Here is a 13,851-nt window from a genome sequence, read left to right on the forward strand (position 1 = left end):
TAGTCGTGCCAATAGATTGTCGCTTGATTCTCTTGATAGCTTTCATTATTCATTCTATGTCTTAGCCCTTTATATTTACGGGTTATTAGCGCTACTCAGTTTCTTTTTGTATTTTCGAGTTTCTTGTAATTGGCGCATGGTGTGTATAGTATTGTGTATAAATTTTTTGCTAACTGTGTATAAAAAATTAAATGGCGATCAGTGATACCAAATTAAGAAAGCTGCTAGGTAAAAATCAAACACCGTCCGTATTATCGCATAGAGATAGTTTAAGTGTAAGGGTATCTGCTAAGGGTACTATCACTTGGCAATACCGTTGTCGTGTTGATGCTAAGCAGGTAATTATTACGCTAGGGCGTTATCCTGGGCTAAGCATTAAAGAAGCACAAGACTATATACCGCTTTTTCAAAATTGGTTGAGTCAGGGTAAAGACCCACGCCTAGAACTTAAGCTTATGCGTAACAATGCCAAGGGCTTGCCCACAATGGCAGAAGTTGCTGCAAAGTGGTTAGATAAAAAAGTACCCGACCTAAAAGAAAAAACGCAAACTTTATACACAAACCAAGTCAGCAAATGGATTGTACCTATACTTAATGATAAAAATATGCCACTTGATTTAATGACCATTAAAAATTGGATAACATATTTTGATGAAGTAAAAGCACAAGGCAGTGCTAAAACAGCCGGTACTATATTAGTGCGTATTAAGTCGATTATTGGTTGGGCTGAAAAACGCGGCGAAGTTAAGCCATTTAATCCCGTACTTACATTAAATGTAAATGACATAGGTGAACAGGCATCAGTTGGCCAACGAGTAATGCGCTTTGATGAAATTGCAAAGCTATGGATACAAATAGAAAGTTCAAAAGCTACACCAGCGACTAAAGCATGCCTACAACTAATTTATATAACAGGGGCACGCCAATCAGAGGTTCGTTTAGCAAGGTGGGAGCATTTCGACTTTGAAAATGACATTTGGACTGTACCGCCCGAAAATTCAAAAACAAACAAAGCTATCCGCCGACCTATATCAAGTAAGATGAAAGGCATTTTAAATACACTGGCAATGGTTTATGGACGAAAAGGTTACTTAATACCAGGCGGTAATCCACACAAACCAATGACCACACACAGCATTAACCGTTATTGCTGTCGAATGTGGGATCACTTATTTGAAAAATACAAAATCCCTAAGTTCCTACCACATGACGCCCGTCGTTCAATATCAACACTGCTCAGCGAAAACGGCGTTGCACCACACGTAACAGAAAAAATGTTAGGCCATACAATGCGCGGAGTAATGGCTGTATACAATAAACACGACTGGATTAAAGAACAGGCCGAAGGGTACGAGTTATATTGCCAGCTGATTGATGATTCAATAGCATTTGAACTGAATAAAAATTGATATATAGAAAGCATCTATCAGTCTATACTTTGAAACTGATGCAAGCTATATCGGAATACTAAAATAAGGAGTTAAAATGTTAAAAATAGAAGAGTGTGAGAAAGCAATATTAGAAAATGAATTCAGCAAAACTGGTGAAATAAACACTGGTTTTGAATGGATTAATCATGGCTATTATCAGGTAAAGGATGAGGTATCAGAAGACGTCGCTTATTTCATAACAGCTAATGATGATATTGAGTCTTGTGAACTAGGACGTTTTTTTGTTCCAAAAGAATATAGAGGTAGTGTTTTTTCTAGAAATGCTGCTTTGGAAGTATTTGGATTTATTTTTGAGGCAAAGAATGAGGTTTGGTTAGAAGCAAATGAAAAGTCTATAAATTTTTGGCTCAAAGTTTTTGAAAAAATTAATGCTAACGTAAAAGAGGTTGGCGATTACAAGTATTTTCTAACAAAAATCACTTAGCTCTTAATCGTCGTTAATATCTGTCAAATATTGCAGTTGTAACGGTCAAAGCTATAAATAATATCAGTAGAGCGCATTCCCATGAAAATAATTATCTCCATAATATTTATAGCTTTGATAATTTATTCTCATATTTATAATTTTCAACAGAAGATACTTTATATAAGCGTTGATACATTCAATTTGTTACCTGGCCCAGATGAGTCTGCCGTTGTTTCGTTTGGTAAAAATGATAACGACTTTCATGCATTTGCGATAAAAAAGAAAGATATAAAGCAGGGTGTTGAGCTTGTATCAAAATCAAAGAACAACCCTAACTTTTCTGTGTTTGGTGATGTTGATGGTGAAGCGCTTGTTCGTTCAGAGCAGGCAGAGACATTCGCTAAAGTTAAAGTGTTGAGTGTTGATAAGCAAAATCAAAAAGCCGTATTTGAAGTTGAAGCTAACTTATTAAATATCAATTCGAATGAGCTTAATAAATTAGATAAAACAAAAGTTATTGTAAAAGGAGAGCCTTTTTTAAAGCTAATGTAGGTTGTAGTTTACTCTAGCATTATGCTAGTTCTATGCATTCTGAATGAGTATACAAAAGTATTTTTTGAATATAGAGGGTAAAACATTAATCGTATAATGACTAAGTGTAATAATTATTAAAATTTCAAAAAAGAGAATACTGTGAAACTATATATTACAGAAGCATATGATGATTTTGACGAGGTAATTAAGCATCGATTTATTGAAACAGTTCAATACTCGAAAAACAATGGATATGAGCTTAATATTGTTATAAATGACTTTAGTTTACTAGCAATTTCGTTCTTTAATTTTTTAGGGCATGAGAATAATAGGTTGTTTCTAAAAAATAGGTTTATGAAAGTAAGCGGAGTGAAAGTAAATCTTTATAGTCAAGTTACAGCTAAAAATATAGATTCAGCAGGGATTATTTTAGTTATGTGTGTCTCATATGCATTTGCAAGAAAGCTAGAATACATAGACTTTGATAGATGTATTGTTATCCCAAGAAATGCGGCAAGTAAGGATGAGTGGCTATCCCATGTTTAACCCGCCTAATCAATCAACTAATTCCATCGCAGTGTAGCATTGCCTGTATAAATCCTCAGCTTGTTAAAAACTGAACAGTAACTTAATCTATGATCTTCAATGAAAAGGGAAGATCATGGACGCAGAACAACAAATTCAAAACGCAATTGATACCAAACAAAAAATAAACGTAATCTACAATGGTGGTAGCATGAGTGGCCAGTCTCGTGTTTTAGGACCTATAAGTATTAAAGGCAATAAGGTACGAGCCAAGTGCTATACAACCAACGCTTTAAAAACATTCCTAATTGAACGAATACAAGTCATGGCTGAGAATGGCGAACTAACAAAAGATAGATCGTCAGAGGTTAATCAGCCACCAAAAGTAGAGCCACAGCAAACATTGTTAGACATAAAAAATGCGATAGCACCACATTTCCCTGTCGAGCAATGGTTAATTGATTTGACCGAAAGCACAAAAGATCTATCAATTTACGAACGTTTTAAAAACGGCAACCCTAAAAAATTACCAGAGCTACAAGTATGTTTTGAAGAATACAGAACAGAGCTAGAGATTGATGAACTAACAGGTGACTTTAAAGAAGTCATAATAAAGCGTACTAAAAATTGGGTGGTTCGTTATAAGAGAAAGAAATCAGCAATATCGTATAGCCATTTAAATACCGCAGCCGATCGTTTGTTTATATGGTGCAAAGAGTTATTAGGAAACCAGAGTATAGAATTTAAATTTTTAGAAAGCGCAATGCTAAAACACTTAAAAACAATGTGGCCTAGTGGTGATAAAAACAAAATAAAAAGGGAGTTGGCCGCTTATCCTAGCGTTTATTACAACTCTGCAATAAGTCAAGGAACGCTAAATAACGAGAACTGGTATTTTAGTGTGCCTTACACGTTCAGAGATGCGCTTGATATAAAATACGAAGAGCGTAAAAAAGATAAAAAGGGCTATATGGTTTGGACTCAAGGGCCTATTTTAAAGTTTAAAATGGGTGATAATTTCCCTTCCAAAAATAGTAATATCACAATCCAAGTACAGTTTGGTGATCAAATGGGCTGGGACGGAGATAAAAGCGAAATGTATCTTGGTAGCGTGGTGTTTGACTTGTTTGAACTCATAAATAAAAAGTACATTTACAAACAACGCTATCAATGTAACCAAATGGAATTTTTAGAGTTACTAATCAATGGAGATAGATTAGACAGATTAACTAAGCTATCCCGTTCATCAATAAATACCTAAAATAAAAAGGCCGCTAAATTAGCGGCCTTTTTCGTAATCAGTAAATATCAGGGTGTTTTCTTTTCGATATGATTTACACGAAAGTCCATACGCGCAACGTCTTTCTCGTTTTGAGTAACACGATTAGATAGTTTTAATAAATCGTCTTTAGTCGCTACTGTATTTTGAATTGTATTAACAGACAAAATTAACGCATCGAGTTTAGTATCAAGCTTTTCGAAGCGTTGATCTAACTGCGTAAACCGATTATCAACATTCGCAACACGGTTGTTCCATGTCCACGCTGAAATCGCGATTGTGATCGCGAAAACTATACTAGCAATAAATTCAAAAGTAACAAATTGTCCACGAGTAGCTGGAGAGTCGTCGTTATTTCCGCTCATCAAAGTTCCGTTATAGTTTAATTTGTTGAATTGACGAATGTGTCAATAGATATCCTAAGTATAACTGTTGTTTCTTGGCGTTGCAATCATGCCCCTTGTTGAATCATTGACGCTTTCAAAGCGACTTACCCGTAAATATAACCTTACCCACCAACGTACAATTTCCATTAATTGGTATTAATTGCTCAGGCCAGTTGGGGTTGGCGGCTTTTAGGAACTTGTGGCCGTTTTCGATTATGAGCTGTTTAAAAGTGGCTTGGTTGTCGTCGTCTAGGCGGGCTACTACGTACGAACCGTGGATGCATTCCGCTTCAGGGTCTACAAAAATTAAATCACCCTCATCAAACTTTGGCTCCATGCTAATACCTTGCACCTTTAAAACAAAAGTTAGGTCACTGCAATTAACCGGGCACATAAAACGTTCTGCGTCGTAGGCTTTAATCTCACTTATTTCTGACCAAGCACCGGCTTGCACCCAACTAATAAGTGGGGCGGTGGCTTTGATTGTTGGCCCCGGTGCAACATTACCACTACTGTTTTCACCGATACCAAAGCGTAAATACTCGGGTGTACATTGGAGTGCTCGCGCTAATGATTCTATGTTGCGCGGGTTTTTAGTATCGCCTTTCTCTAATTTTTGAATCGAATTTTGTGCAACACCTACTAATTCAGCTAATTGATGCTGAGTCAAATCTAGTGCTTTCCTTAGCTTTTTAACACGATTAGCAATATCCATATTATCTCCAAAAGGTTTATTTTTAACACTTTAAGTGTGATTGATTTAGATTATCACAACTTTAAGTGGTTTTAGTCAAATCGCTTTTATTGGTTTTATTTTTATAAATACAACAAATAGTGGTTTACAAACCAATAAAAGAGATCGTAATATAGATAAAAGTGGTTAGCAGCTATTGGAGATTAAAATGTCAGCCATAGATAAAGCAGTAAAAATAATTGGTGGGCAAACCAAGCTCGCCACAGTCCTAGGTACTAAGCAATCAGTAGTCCATCACTGGGTTAGCCGACATGGTCAAGCCCCAGCGAAATACATTCCGCGTATTTCAGAACTTACTAACGGTGAAATATCGGTAAACGATTTACTAGCCGATCATCAAAAAAGCAAAAAGGAAGATGCAGCATGAGCACTGAACAACAAATTATTTTATTAGATATTCATCCAGATGCTAAAGCTGTGCTGTTTGCACTACTACAAGAAAACAACCAACTACGCACTGAGCTTGAAGAGCAAAAAGACCGCCTAGTTAGCACCGTTGAGGCATGCGAGGTATTGGGATGTGCGCGTAAAAAGTTTTGGATTTTGTCGAAGTTGTCTGATTTTCCTAAATCAATTCAGTTTGGCAAAACTAATCATTATCGCTTAAACGAGCTAATTAAATTTAGAACGCAGCACCAACAAAGCGTAAACAACTAGGAGAAAACCATGGCAAATGCAGCATTAGAAATTGCAAAAAATCGCGGTATTACAGACGTAAATAAACAGCCTGAAAAAACACAGTTAAAAGTTGTTGATGTAAAACCAACACCAAAAGGACTTACTGAGATTAAGGGGCTTTTTAACAGCGATCGTCATACCGCTGAATATGTGTATACGCACTTGAGTAAGCCGCAGCAAATAATTGTGTGTTATTCGGCAGGCCTATCTAAAAATGATTTGGAAAGGAGCTATCACCAATTTGACCGTGAAAAGCGCCTTAAAATACATCAAGCAATTTTACAGCTTCAAGAAATAGTAACCGCCTTTGTTGATGCTAATGCCATGACGCCAAGCCGTTTTTTACAAAAGCGAGATTTTAGCATTGCTAAAAACACTCAAAAAACAGAACAAGCACATTAAGGGCTAATCATGAGTTCACGAAATCGCGGTACGGTTAGCAACAAAGACGATTACTACGTTACACCTCATTGGTTAATTAGTGAGTTTTTAGACGCAGTAAACCCAGCAAGCCCACACGCTAAAACGCCACTTGATTTGGGTAACGACATACTCGACCCAAGCGCCGGCGGGTGTGATCAATACCCAATGAGTTACCCTGCGGTATTAAACACACATGGTTATTTTAATGTTGAAAGTTGGGATATTCGTATGGATAGTCGCGCCAGTAAAAAAGGGCACGACTTTTTAAGTGTTAAAGGCAAAGAGCAATACGACACCGTGATCACTAATCCACCGTTTAGTATTTCTGAAGAATTTTTAAATAACGCGCTTACGTATGTTAAACCACACGGTTTAATAATCATGCTGCAACGTGTGAATTGGCTAGGCACACAGAAGCGTTTTGAAATGTGGCAAACCATGCCGTTACATTCTGTGTTTGTTCACCATAAACGCCCAGGCTTTAACCCTGAATGCCCATGGAAAACTGATTCAATTGAATACGCACATTTTGTATTTTGCAAAACGGCAAAAGAAAACCTCACACCAAACCTATTTGTAATTTAACTCCCAAGGAATACTAAAAATGACCACTATCAAAGACCAAGATCTATTTAAAAAACAGAACTTAGTAAGAAATATCATTGAACACGCTATCGACCAAGCCAACTTTACTATTCGCAATTTAAACAAGCGCCCAACAGTTGCAATGCTTATGGAGTGTGAAAACTGCCTAACTGACTTTTTGCCAATATTGAGAATGATTGTTGATGTACATGATGTATACGCGCCAGTTTACGACCAAATGGCTATGGCACTTGATGCGGCACAGATACATGGCGAACCTGAGCTGATCGAGTTAGAAGGTGGTGCAGCATGAACAATGTGATGGTGCATTTAACTCGTTTAGATACTCGCCCAAGCGCTGTAGTTGTCGAAATTGCAGCGGTATTTTTTAACCCACATACTGGAGTAATTGGCGCTGATTTTCACGAGGTTATATCGTCAGAAGAGCAAGAGTTACGTTACGGAACAATAAAAGAAAGCTTTAATTCTCAGTGGAAGTTTTACTCGAGCAATAATTCCCCAGATTGTGAGAATTGGGAATCAGATATTAATTATGCATTAGTTTCGTTTGTTGAGTGGCTTTGTCAAATTGAGTTAATTGGCGATCGTATAATTTGGAGCACAGGCGATGATTTTACTGATGCAGGAATATTGCACCAACTGATTTTAGATTACATCGGTAAAAGTGGGGACATATCTGGCAGGTATTGGTATTCAAGTTCAACAATGGACCTAAATACTCTATTTAGAATAGTAACCCATAATATTGGTGAACTTGGTTTTAATGCATTTCACTCTACAGATATTGTAAAGCTTAAAGCCAAAGCTGCAATCGACATGATGCAGGCGCTTGAACTGTAATGGCTAACCCTAGACCGCTCGATCTTGATGCCCTTAGACTATCTGGTATAGCTAAGGGCTTAATTTCGTCTATTAATGATATTGATGACCACAATTTTTTAGCACGTGGTTTGCAAAGTGTTCCTGTGCCTTTACAAAGTCGCATGGCTCGTAAGTACATCGATCGTTATAACCAAAAAAAGGCGGGTAGCCAGTTCCGTGCAAATACATGGCTACGCCGCACTATTGCCAGGTTAAAACCTCGCTTTGGCGTACTATTTAGTATTACTCAAAATATGCCACTACCATGGCATATTTTAAGTAGTATTGAAAAAACCAAAAAACACGCGGGCACGCTTGCCATGGAGTGTGTGCAAATTGCACTTGATGTGAGCGAAGAACACCAGCGACTGAGCTATGAAAAAATAGTACGTATTACCTATGAAGCAGTAGCCGAACATGCAAAATCGTTTGGTGTAAATGTGCCATTTTACAATATGCGAGAAGATGATCTACCTTCAGCGTGCTTTGAAATAGCGTTGCTTAAAATGCACTGCGATAAGTGGTGGGCTCGTCAATTAAAAACCTTGCGCAAGCAGTTTTTAGAGCTGCTAGAAATTGCGACAGGCCAAGTGGGTAAAGACCTATACCACGATAAAAACAGTAAAAAACCTAAACGCCGTGGTATTAGCCCGTATTCATCAAAACAAGCACAGCGTGAATTTAGCTTTGCCCAAGCCAGTGGCCGTCAGTTCTTAGAAATGATGGAACTACAAAGCAGCGACGGCGATGTAATTGACCTAATCGAAGCCGTAAAAAGCGGCATGGCAAACCCCGCTAACCGCCGAAATGAGTTAATGCTACGCATACGTGAAACAGAAGAACTAGCCGATGAAATGGGCTATGTTGCTATGTTTTATACTATTACTTGCCCTGCGCGTTTTCATGCTAATGCTAATACATGGGACGGTTCAACACCTAAAGATGCCCAAAATTATTTAACTACTACGTGGGCACGTGCACGCTCCAAATTAAACCGCCGTGACCTTAAATACTTTGGTGTACGTGTGGTAGAACCCCATGCTGACGGCTGCCCGCATTGGCACATGATGTTATTCATGCCAAAAAATAAGCTTCAAGAAATCAACGCTATTTTGCGTTGGTACTTTATCCAAGAGGATAAAACCGAGCTTTACGATCGTTACGGCCCTGAGCTTACTCGAGCAAAAGTATTTAACAAGTTTGTAGATATAAACACTCACGGCACACACATAAAAACGGTTGAGGCGTGTGTTAAGTACCGTGCGCACACCGAGAAAACCCACTTATTTAAACTGTACAAAAAAAAGCGCAGTGAGTACGGCTTTGCTAAAAAGAAGGCTAACGAAGTAGCTATGCAGCGCAATAAAGAAGATGCCGAAAAAGCCAAAGCAGAGAACAGAGAGCCTAAAAAATTTAAGGCTAAAAACCACAAAGCGCCTACCAAATTTTACCGCACATTTAGCCCACGCTTTGACGCTGTAAAGCTAGATAAAAGCAAGGGCAGTGCAGCCAGCTATATTGCTAAATACATCAGTAAAAACATTGATGGTTATATGCTTAGCGACCATGTTGACGCTGACACAGGCGAAAACTTGCAAGAGCAAGCCAACCCTGTTTTAGCTTGGGCTAGCACATGGAACATTCGCCAGTTTCAGTTTCAGGGTTCGCCAAGCGTTACAGTTTACCGCGAGCTTCGCCGTATGCGAACCGCTGTAAAAGATGAAGTAATAGAGCCTATTCGCCACGCTGCCGACACTGCCAACTGGAAAGACTACGTAAAGCTACAGGGCGGCATGTGTATTGGCCGCGCCGCTAATTTCAAATCAATGTATGAAGCCACCCCAATGGGCAACGACTACGCCGAAGTAGTACGCCGCATAAAAGGCATTGTGACCAACATTGATTACAAAGCCGTACTTACGCGTTTGTTTAATAACGTGCACAACGTAACAGATGCAACCAGCTTAAAAACCCGCCTTATCGAATGGACCAGGCAACTCAAAGGCACAGCCGAAAAACTCAATGCTAAGGATAACACCAACGTCGGCGCAGCCGACCTATCTTGGTCTAGTGGTAATAACTGTACGCCTATAGCCGTGGGCTCTAGCGCCGAGTTGTTACTCGATATGGTGGGGTGTGATGAAAAAGAGATCATGCAGGCTAAAAAGGATCTGATTGCAGGTAAAAGGATCGCTGTAAATGGCCAAACTTACGTAGTGCAAGATGGTGTTTTACAAACTTGGGACGAAAAAGCGCAAATTAAAGAGCAGCGACGCCAGTCGATTGAATCAATGGCGCATAACGAAGCCCAAAACGATGTAATCTTATCTAGCGATAGCGCACCTTCGCAATGTAATCACATGCTCTACTCATTTACAGAGGCGCAAATGGCATTACTTGACCAAGGCAATACAGTGATCTGCAATGGCCGAGTGTATTTCACAAAAGGTTTAGACCTTTATAGCTTTGAAAAACTAGATTTAGAACAGCCAAAAGTAGCTATTAAAATACAAGTAACAGAAAAACACTATCAAGCCGCTCGCGAACAATACGACTTAGCAAATCAGTACGCCGCGATTGATGGCCGTTTGTTACCAAACTCAACAAAATTTAAAAAAGGTTATGCAGACGTAATTGGAGATCTTGAAATGGCTAGATTAGTTTTAGCTGGTGAAGCTTCAGCAATTAGTGATAATGATTGGTGGGCAATGGATATGATGGCGTAGGAGATAACATGGATTACAACGAATTATTAAAAATAAAGCAGGCAAGATCAAACCAGCTAGTTAATTCAGTTTTGGAGTTGCACGCTAACAGCCATAAGCAAGCAAAACTGTGTAAAAAATGTAAATTTGCATTCCCTAAAATAATGTACAAGTGCCCATATTGCTTTAGCCCACAAGCTGAATTTATAAACCTTGATGAGCAATACATGGAAAAGATAGCAAATAGATACTGGCAGTTAGGCTATGCAGAAAAGTCATTAGTTGTGTTAGAAAATGTTGATTTTAAGTTAGGTATTAACGCAAACGGAAAATTGTAATATTTGGGTTTACTATTGTAATTTAGATAAACACCCTTATTAATAATGAAAATTTAATAACTTACGAGAAAATAACAATGGATAAAAAATTAGAAGGTTTACTTACAGAGTTTTACAGCTGTCAACATGCCTTATTTAATGGGTTAGCCGACAATAATGAATTAAGAGAAGCGTTACTTGCTTATTTAAAAAAGTTATACAATGAATTGGATGATGCGGGGGTTATTATAGAACCAATTAAGGATGAACCGGAGTTGTTGCCTCAAGAGCGAAAAATGTATCAAGTTAGAGGATATGAAGAAGATAAGTTTCAACTCAAAAATGGTCAAATTTGGTTGGGTTTATTTATGCAAGGAATGGTTGTAAGTAATTGATTTAAATTTTTTTATGTTTTTTAAGCATGGGTTATACACAAAGCTTGCAAACTTGAAAAAAGGGACTAACTTTAAAAGTGACTATTTTATAGTTAAAAACTTCAAATCCTAAAAGAGGCTGACATGGGATGTCGGCCTTTTTTATGCCTGAAATTCATAGACTTTGCATACAACAGAATGTTATACAATTAAAATAATTATGAAAATGGATTAAATGGAATGCTTAAGTGGTTAGACAAATACATGGATAAGTTGAAATCACCTTACTGGGAAGTTTATTTTTGGATCGCTGTCATAGCTATCGGTATTGCTGGCACCGTTGTAATTTTTATTGACCCTATGGGATTAGCTAGCAAGTTTGGTAATGCAGGTAGCTTTTTAGGTGGCTTATTTACTATAGCTGCAGTATTTGTTGCGGTGATTGCCTACAAATCGAGTATTAGAAGCCACCATGACAAAATAATTTTAGAGGCTTTTGGTGAGTTATCTTTAGAGATTATTCCAGAATTGTTAAAGACAATAGAAAGTGATTCTAGAAAGTTAGGATTTGATATTTATAAATTAATTCATGGCAATTCTGATGTTAGTAAAGAGGTAAGCGATAGAGTTAAAAAAAGATTTTACAGTCTAAAAAAATTAAAAAATAACCTTATAGTAAAAATGAATTATATCATTATATATTCTAATAACCAGCGGGGTTACCCAGAGTCATTTAATGAATTAATCAATATCATTAATGAACTACTTAAATTTTCATACTACTTGGTAAATGAAGATAAAGATTTGCGAGATCCAATTGAACTAAAAAAATATTTAGACTGGGTAGAAGAAGGATTGCTAGAAATAGACTTTTATAATAATTACATTAAAAAAAGTGTAGAGTTAACAGGTGGCTTTACGATTCAATCAGATCAAAATGAATTGAGAGACAGACTGACTCAGATTAGAGATAATTTATTCAAAAGTATCAAATTAAAGCCCAATTAATTCTAACTGTTGTTCACGCGGTAGGTTTTTAATAAGCGACGCGGCTAGTTGTGCAGTGGTTTTACACGGAGGATTTAAGAAGTGATCAAACGATTGGGTAATACGAAACGTGGCTCCGCATTCTCTAGTATTGGTGCACGAGCAATATAAATTAACCACGTGGGCGCTTTGCTTTTCACGTGATGTAACTGTTGCTTTAGCTTCGCAATTTGGACAAGTAACCCGCGCCATAATAACCACCAATCGTTAATAAAATACACTGTCATTATATACAGTAGTTCCATGTGTGCCAAATAACCATTTAGCTATTAGCTGAGAATCAAAAGGGCGAAAAATTCACTCCTCCTCGCCTTCCGCTTTCGTGCAAAAAACGCGTCAAATTGACAACCCCAGTGACATGCAATTAATCGCCAGCCAGCCCAGCAAAAGGATCTGTAAGTGATTTTAAAAAGATCGGCTTGTCACAAATTGACAATGCTTGACAATAAAGTGACAACAAAAAGATCAAATAGCAGGTGTGTTTAAAAAGTTTATGAAGGATACTACGAAAAATTAATTTTATTAGTTACAGAAAGGAATTATATGCACCACGATTTAAGATATGGAGTTGAGCATATGCTTAGCCTATTTGCTTCAAGTTACTTACACTTTCCTGCAAGCGCACTTTATGATGAAGATATCTTCAAGCAACATCAAAAATTATTGAATTCATGCCACATATATTTTATTGGATTAGTCCCTAAAATATCCATTGACGGTTTTAAAGTTGATGAGAATAAAATAATTTTTAATGTGATATATGAAGATCAAGAGTTAGAATTGCCTTTAATTATTCCTGATGGTTTTGAGCTTGTTCCCGAAGATGATCAGGACTATCCGTGTTTAGTTAATGAAGAAAAAAAATTGTGGCTTTCCTCTGACGTTGCAATGAATATTATACATAACCAAATAAAAAAAATTGATTTTGATGTACTTTATATTGGGCAAGCATATGGAAAAGATGGCTCTAGAAATGCTAGAGATAGACTTTTAAGTCATGGTACATTACAAAAAATATCTTTGACACATACAGTACCTGACAAAGAGTTGTGTGTACTAGTTATTGATATTAAAGAAAACAATCAAGTAATTACAATGTTCAATCATAAGGCAAAGGAAAGAGAAAAAGATAATGCACGTATTAAGTTAGGTATAGAAAAGATTTTTAATACTTCTGAGCATGAACAGGTCTGTCTGTTTGAAGCTGCATTTATTAAATACTTTGAGCCTAAATTTAATATAGAATTTAAAAATAGCTTTCCATCTACCAATCTAAAAATACTCCAAGACTGCTATGAAAAGGATTTTGCGAGTGTTTGTGCGGAAATTAATTTCGATGGGCTGCCGTTTGATTTAAAATCGGAAAAAATTGAATCTAATTCCTCTCATATGGCAAATTTTAATATACATGGAAAAGCTGATAGAGAAGCTTTTTTTGCCATGAAAAGGCAGCCTAAGTTGTAGATCTAAAATCTAAGAGTTAAGAATCTTAGGTGAATGTGTAA

19 protein-coding genes are annotated in these 13,851 nt (G+C 37.2%); 16 read left to right on the forward strand and 3 right to left on the reverse strand.

Features of this window, described 5'->3' with window-relative positions; translation table 11 throughout:
- Positions 1-191: 191 nt before the first annotated feature.
- The 5 genes from DO88_RS02435 to DO88_RS02415 all read left to right on the forward strand — a co-directional run bounded on the left by DO88_RS02435 (position 192) and on the right by DO88_RS02415 (position 4,177).
- On the forward strand, positions 192-1,409 hold the full coding sequence (locus DO88_RS02435; protein ID WP_033040760.1) for a tyrosine-type recombinase/integrase: 1,218 nt from the start codon (positions 192-194) through the stop codon (positions 1,407-1,409).
- 76 nt (positions 1,410-1,485) lie between these two features.
- Entirely contained in the window at positions 1,486-1,875 is a 390-nt protein-coding gene (locus DO88_RS02430; protein ID WP_007378172.1) for a hypothetical protein, read from the forward strand.
- An 81-nt stretch (positions 1,876-1,956) separates the two neighbouring features.
- A complete protein-coding gene (locus DO88_RS02425) occupies positions 1,957-2,409 on the forward strand; it encodes a hypothetical protein (RefSeq protein ID WP_232224832.1) in 453 nt (150 codons plus the stop codon).
- A 141-nt stretch (positions 2,410-2,550) separates the two neighbouring features.
- Positions 2,551-2,937, forward strand: coding sequence for a hypothetical protein (locus tag DO88_RS02420; RefSeq protein ID WP_008135667.1), 387 nt, complete (start codon positions 2,551-2,553; stop codon positions 2,935-2,937).
- A gap of 115 nt (positions 2,938-3,052) precedes the next feature.
- Positions 3,053-4,177, forward strand: a complete 1,125-nt coding sequence (locus tag DO88_RS02415; protein ID WP_033040762.1) for a hypothetical protein — start codon at positions 3,053-3,055, stop codon at positions 4,175-4,177.
- 47 nt (positions 4,178-4,224) lie between these two features.
- Here DO88_RS02415 and DO88_RS02410 read toward each other — a convergent pair whose 3' ends face one another.
- Together DO88_RS02410 and DO88_RS18840 are read right to left on the reverse strand one after the other, a co-directional pair.
- On the reverse strand, positions 4,225-4,560 hold the full coding sequence (locus tag DO88_RS02410) for a hypothetical protein (RefSeq protein WP_007378169.1): 336 nt from the start codon (positions 4,558-4,560) through the stop codon (positions 4,225-4,227).
- 115 nt (positions 4,561-4,675) lie between these two features.
- A complete protein-coding gene (locus DO88_RS18840; RefSeq protein ID WP_033040763.1) occupies positions 4,676-5,296 on the reverse strand; it encodes a LexA family protein in 621 nt (206 codons plus the stop codon).
- 187 nt (positions 5,297-5,483) lie between these two features.
- Here DO88_RS18840 and DO88_RS02400 point away from each other — a divergent pair, with 187 nt between their 5' ends.
- The 10 genes from DO88_RS02400 (at position 5,484) to DO88_RS02355 (ending at position 12,307) form a co-directional block, all read left to right on the forward strand.
- Positions 5,484-5,702, forward strand: a complete 219-nt coding sequence (locus DO88_RS02400; protein WP_004587558.1) for a YdaS family helix-turn-helix protein — start codon at positions 5,484-5,486, stop codon at positions 5,700-5,702.
- Positions 5,699-5,992: a helix-turn-helix transcriptional regulator gene (locus tag DO88_RS02395; RefSeq protein ID WP_008135661.1), complete on the forward strand. Its 294-nt coding sequence runs from the start codon at positions 5,699-5,701 to the stop codon at positions 5,990-5,992. Before DO88_RS02400 ends, DO88_RS02395 begins: the two co-directional genes overlap by 4 nt.
- A gap of 9 nt (positions 5,993-6,001) precedes the next feature.
- Positions 6,002-6,415 carry a hypothetical protein gene (locus tag DO88_RS02390; protein ID WP_033040764.1) on the forward strand — a complete coding sequence of 138 codons (414 nt, stop codon included), beginning with the start codon at positions 6,002-6,004 and terminating at the stop codon, positions 6,413-6,415.
- A 9-nt stretch (positions 6,416-6,424) separates the two neighbouring features.
- A complete protein-coding gene (locus DO88_RS02385; RefSeq protein WP_033040766.1) occupies positions 6,425-7,021 on the forward strand; it encodes a hypothetical protein in 597 nt (198 codons plus the stop codon).
- 19 nt (positions 7,022-7,040) lie between these two features.
- The gene (locus DO88_RS02380) at positions 7,041-7,334 is read left to right on the forward strand and encodes a hypothetical protein (protein WP_033040768.1); all 294 of its coding nucleotides are present in this window, start codon (positions 7,041-7,043) and stop codon (positions 7,332-7,334) included.
- Complete coding sequence (locus tag DO88_RS02375; protein WP_033040769.1) at positions 7,331-7,882, forward strand: 3'-5' exoribonuclease domain-containing protein; 552 nt, start codon at positions 7,331-7,333, stop codon at positions 7,880-7,882. Before DO88_RS02380 ends, DO88_RS02375 begins: the two co-directional genes overlap by 4 nt.
- On the forward strand, positions 7,882-10,629 hold the full coding sequence (locus DO88_RS02370; RefSeq protein ID WP_033040771.1) for a replication endonuclease: 2,748 nt from the start codon (positions 7,882-7,884) through the stop codon (positions 10,627-10,629). The genes DO88_RS02375 and DO88_RS02370 overlap by 1 nt, the downstream gene beginning before the upstream one ends.
- A gap of 8 nt (positions 10,630-10,637) precedes the next feature.
- Positions 10,638-10,946: a hypothetical protein gene (locus tag DO88_RS02365; protein ID WP_033040773.1), complete on the forward strand. Its 309-nt coding sequence runs from the start codon at positions 10,638-10,640 to the stop codon at positions 10,944-10,946.
- A 77-nt stretch (positions 10,947-11,023) separates the two neighbouring features.
- Positions 11,024-11,320 (forward strand): hypothetical protein, encoded by a 297-nt coding sequence (locus DO88_RS02360; RefSeq protein ID WP_033040774.1) that lies wholly within the window; start codon positions 11,024-11,026, stop codon positions 11,318-11,320.
- Between the two features lie 219 nt (positions 11,321-11,539).
- Positions 11,540-12,307 (forward strand): hypothetical protein, encoded by a 768-nt coding sequence (locus DO88_RS02355; RefSeq protein WP_033040776.1) that lies wholly within the window; start codon positions 11,540-11,542, stop codon positions 12,305-12,307.
- Here DO88_RS02355 and DO88_RS02350 read toward each other — a convergent pair.
- Complete coding sequence (locus DO88_RS02350; protein WP_033040778.1) at positions 12,293-12,538, reverse strand: ogr/Delta-like zinc finger family protein; 246 nt, start codon at positions 12,536-12,538, stop codon at positions 12,293-12,295. The genes DO88_RS02355 and DO88_RS02350 overlap by 15 nt on opposite strands.
- A 351-nt stretch (positions 12,539-12,889) precedes the next feature.
- On the opposite strand from DO88_RS02350, the gene DO88_RS02345 reads away from it, so the two are divergent.
- Complete coding sequence (locus DO88_RS02345) at positions 12,890-13,810, forward strand: hypothetical protein (protein ID WP_033040780.1); 921 nt, start codon at positions 12,890-12,892, stop codon at positions 13,808-13,810.
- Positions 13,811-13,851 lie beyond the last annotated feature (41 nt).

Origin of the sequence: Pseudoalteromonas sp. S3431 (assembly GCF_000690035.1) — a bacterium.
In the GTDB taxonomy this organism is placed as follows: domain Bacteria; phylum Pseudomonadota; class Gammaproteobacteria; order Enterobacterales; family Alteromonadaceae; genus Pseudoalteromonas; species Pseudoalteromonas fuliginea.

Coding starts and splice junctions, on each gene's coding strand:
- DO88_RS02435 (WP_033040760.1), top strand. CDS start 192: ATGGCGATCAGTGATACCAAATTAAGAAAGCTGCTAGGTAAAAATCAA.
- DO88_RS02430 (WP_007378172.1), top strand. CDS start 1,486: ATGTTAAAAATAGAAGAGTGTGAGAAAGCAATATTAGAAAATGAATTC.
- DO88_RS02425 (WP_232224832.1), top strand. CDS start 1,957: ATGAAAATAATTATCTCCATAATATTTATAGCTTTGATAATTTATTCT.
- DO88_RS02415 (WP_033040762.1), top strand. CDS start 3,053: ATGGACGCAGAACAACAAATTCAAAACGCAATTGATACCAAACAAAAA.
- DO88_RS02410 (WP_007378169.1), bottom strand. CDS start 4,560: ATGAGCGGAAATAACGACGACTCTCCAGCTACTCGTGGACAATTTGTT.
- DO88_RS18840 (WP_033040763.1), bottom strand. CDS start 5,296: ATGGATATTGCTAATCGTGTTAAAAAGCTAAGGAAAGCACTAGATTTG.
- DO88_RS02400 (WP_004587558.1), top strand. CDS start 5,484: ATGTCAGCCATAGATAAAGCAGTAAAAATAATTGGTGGGCAAACCAAG.
- DO88_RS02395 (WP_008135661.1), top strand. CDS start 5,699: ATGAGCACTGAACAACAAATTATTTTATTAGATATTCATCCAGATGCT.
- DO88_RS02390 (WP_033040764.1), top strand. CDS start 6,002: ATGGCAAATGCAGCATTAGAAATTGCAAAAAATCGCGGTATTACAGAC.
- DO88_RS02385 (WP_033040766.1), top strand. CDS start 6,425: ATGAGTTCACGAAATCGCGGTACGGTTAGCAACAAAGACGATTACTAC.
- DO88_RS02380 (WP_033040768.1), top strand. CDS start 7,041: ATGACCACTATCAAAGACCAAGATCTATTTAAAAAACAGAACTTAGTA.
- DO88_RS02375 (WP_033040769.1), top strand. CDS start 7,331: ATGAACAATGTGATGGTGCATTTAACTCGTTTAGATACTCGCCCAAGC.
- DO88_RS02370 (WP_033040771.1), top strand. CDS start 7,882: ATGGCTAACCCTAGACCGCTCGATCTTGATGCCCTTAGACTATCTGGT.
- DO88_RS02365 (WP_033040773.1), top strand. CDS start 10,638: ATGGATTACAACGAATTATTAAAAATAAAGCAGGCAAGATCAAACCAG.
- DO88_RS02360 (WP_033040774.1), top strand. CDS start 11,024: ATGGATAAAAAATTAGAAGGTTTACTTACAGAGTTTTACAGCTGTCAA.
- DO88_RS02355 (WP_033040776.1), top strand. CDS start 11,540: ATGCTTAAGTGGTTAGACAAATACATGGATAAGTTGAAATCACCTTAC.
- DO88_RS02350 (WP_033040778.1), bottom strand. CDS start 12,538: ATGGCGCGGGTTACTTGTCCAAATTGCGAAGCTAAAGCAACAGTTACA.
- DO88_RS02345 (WP_033040780.1), top strand. CDS start 12,890: ATGCACCACGATTTAAGATATGGAGTTGAGCATATGCTTAGCCTATTT.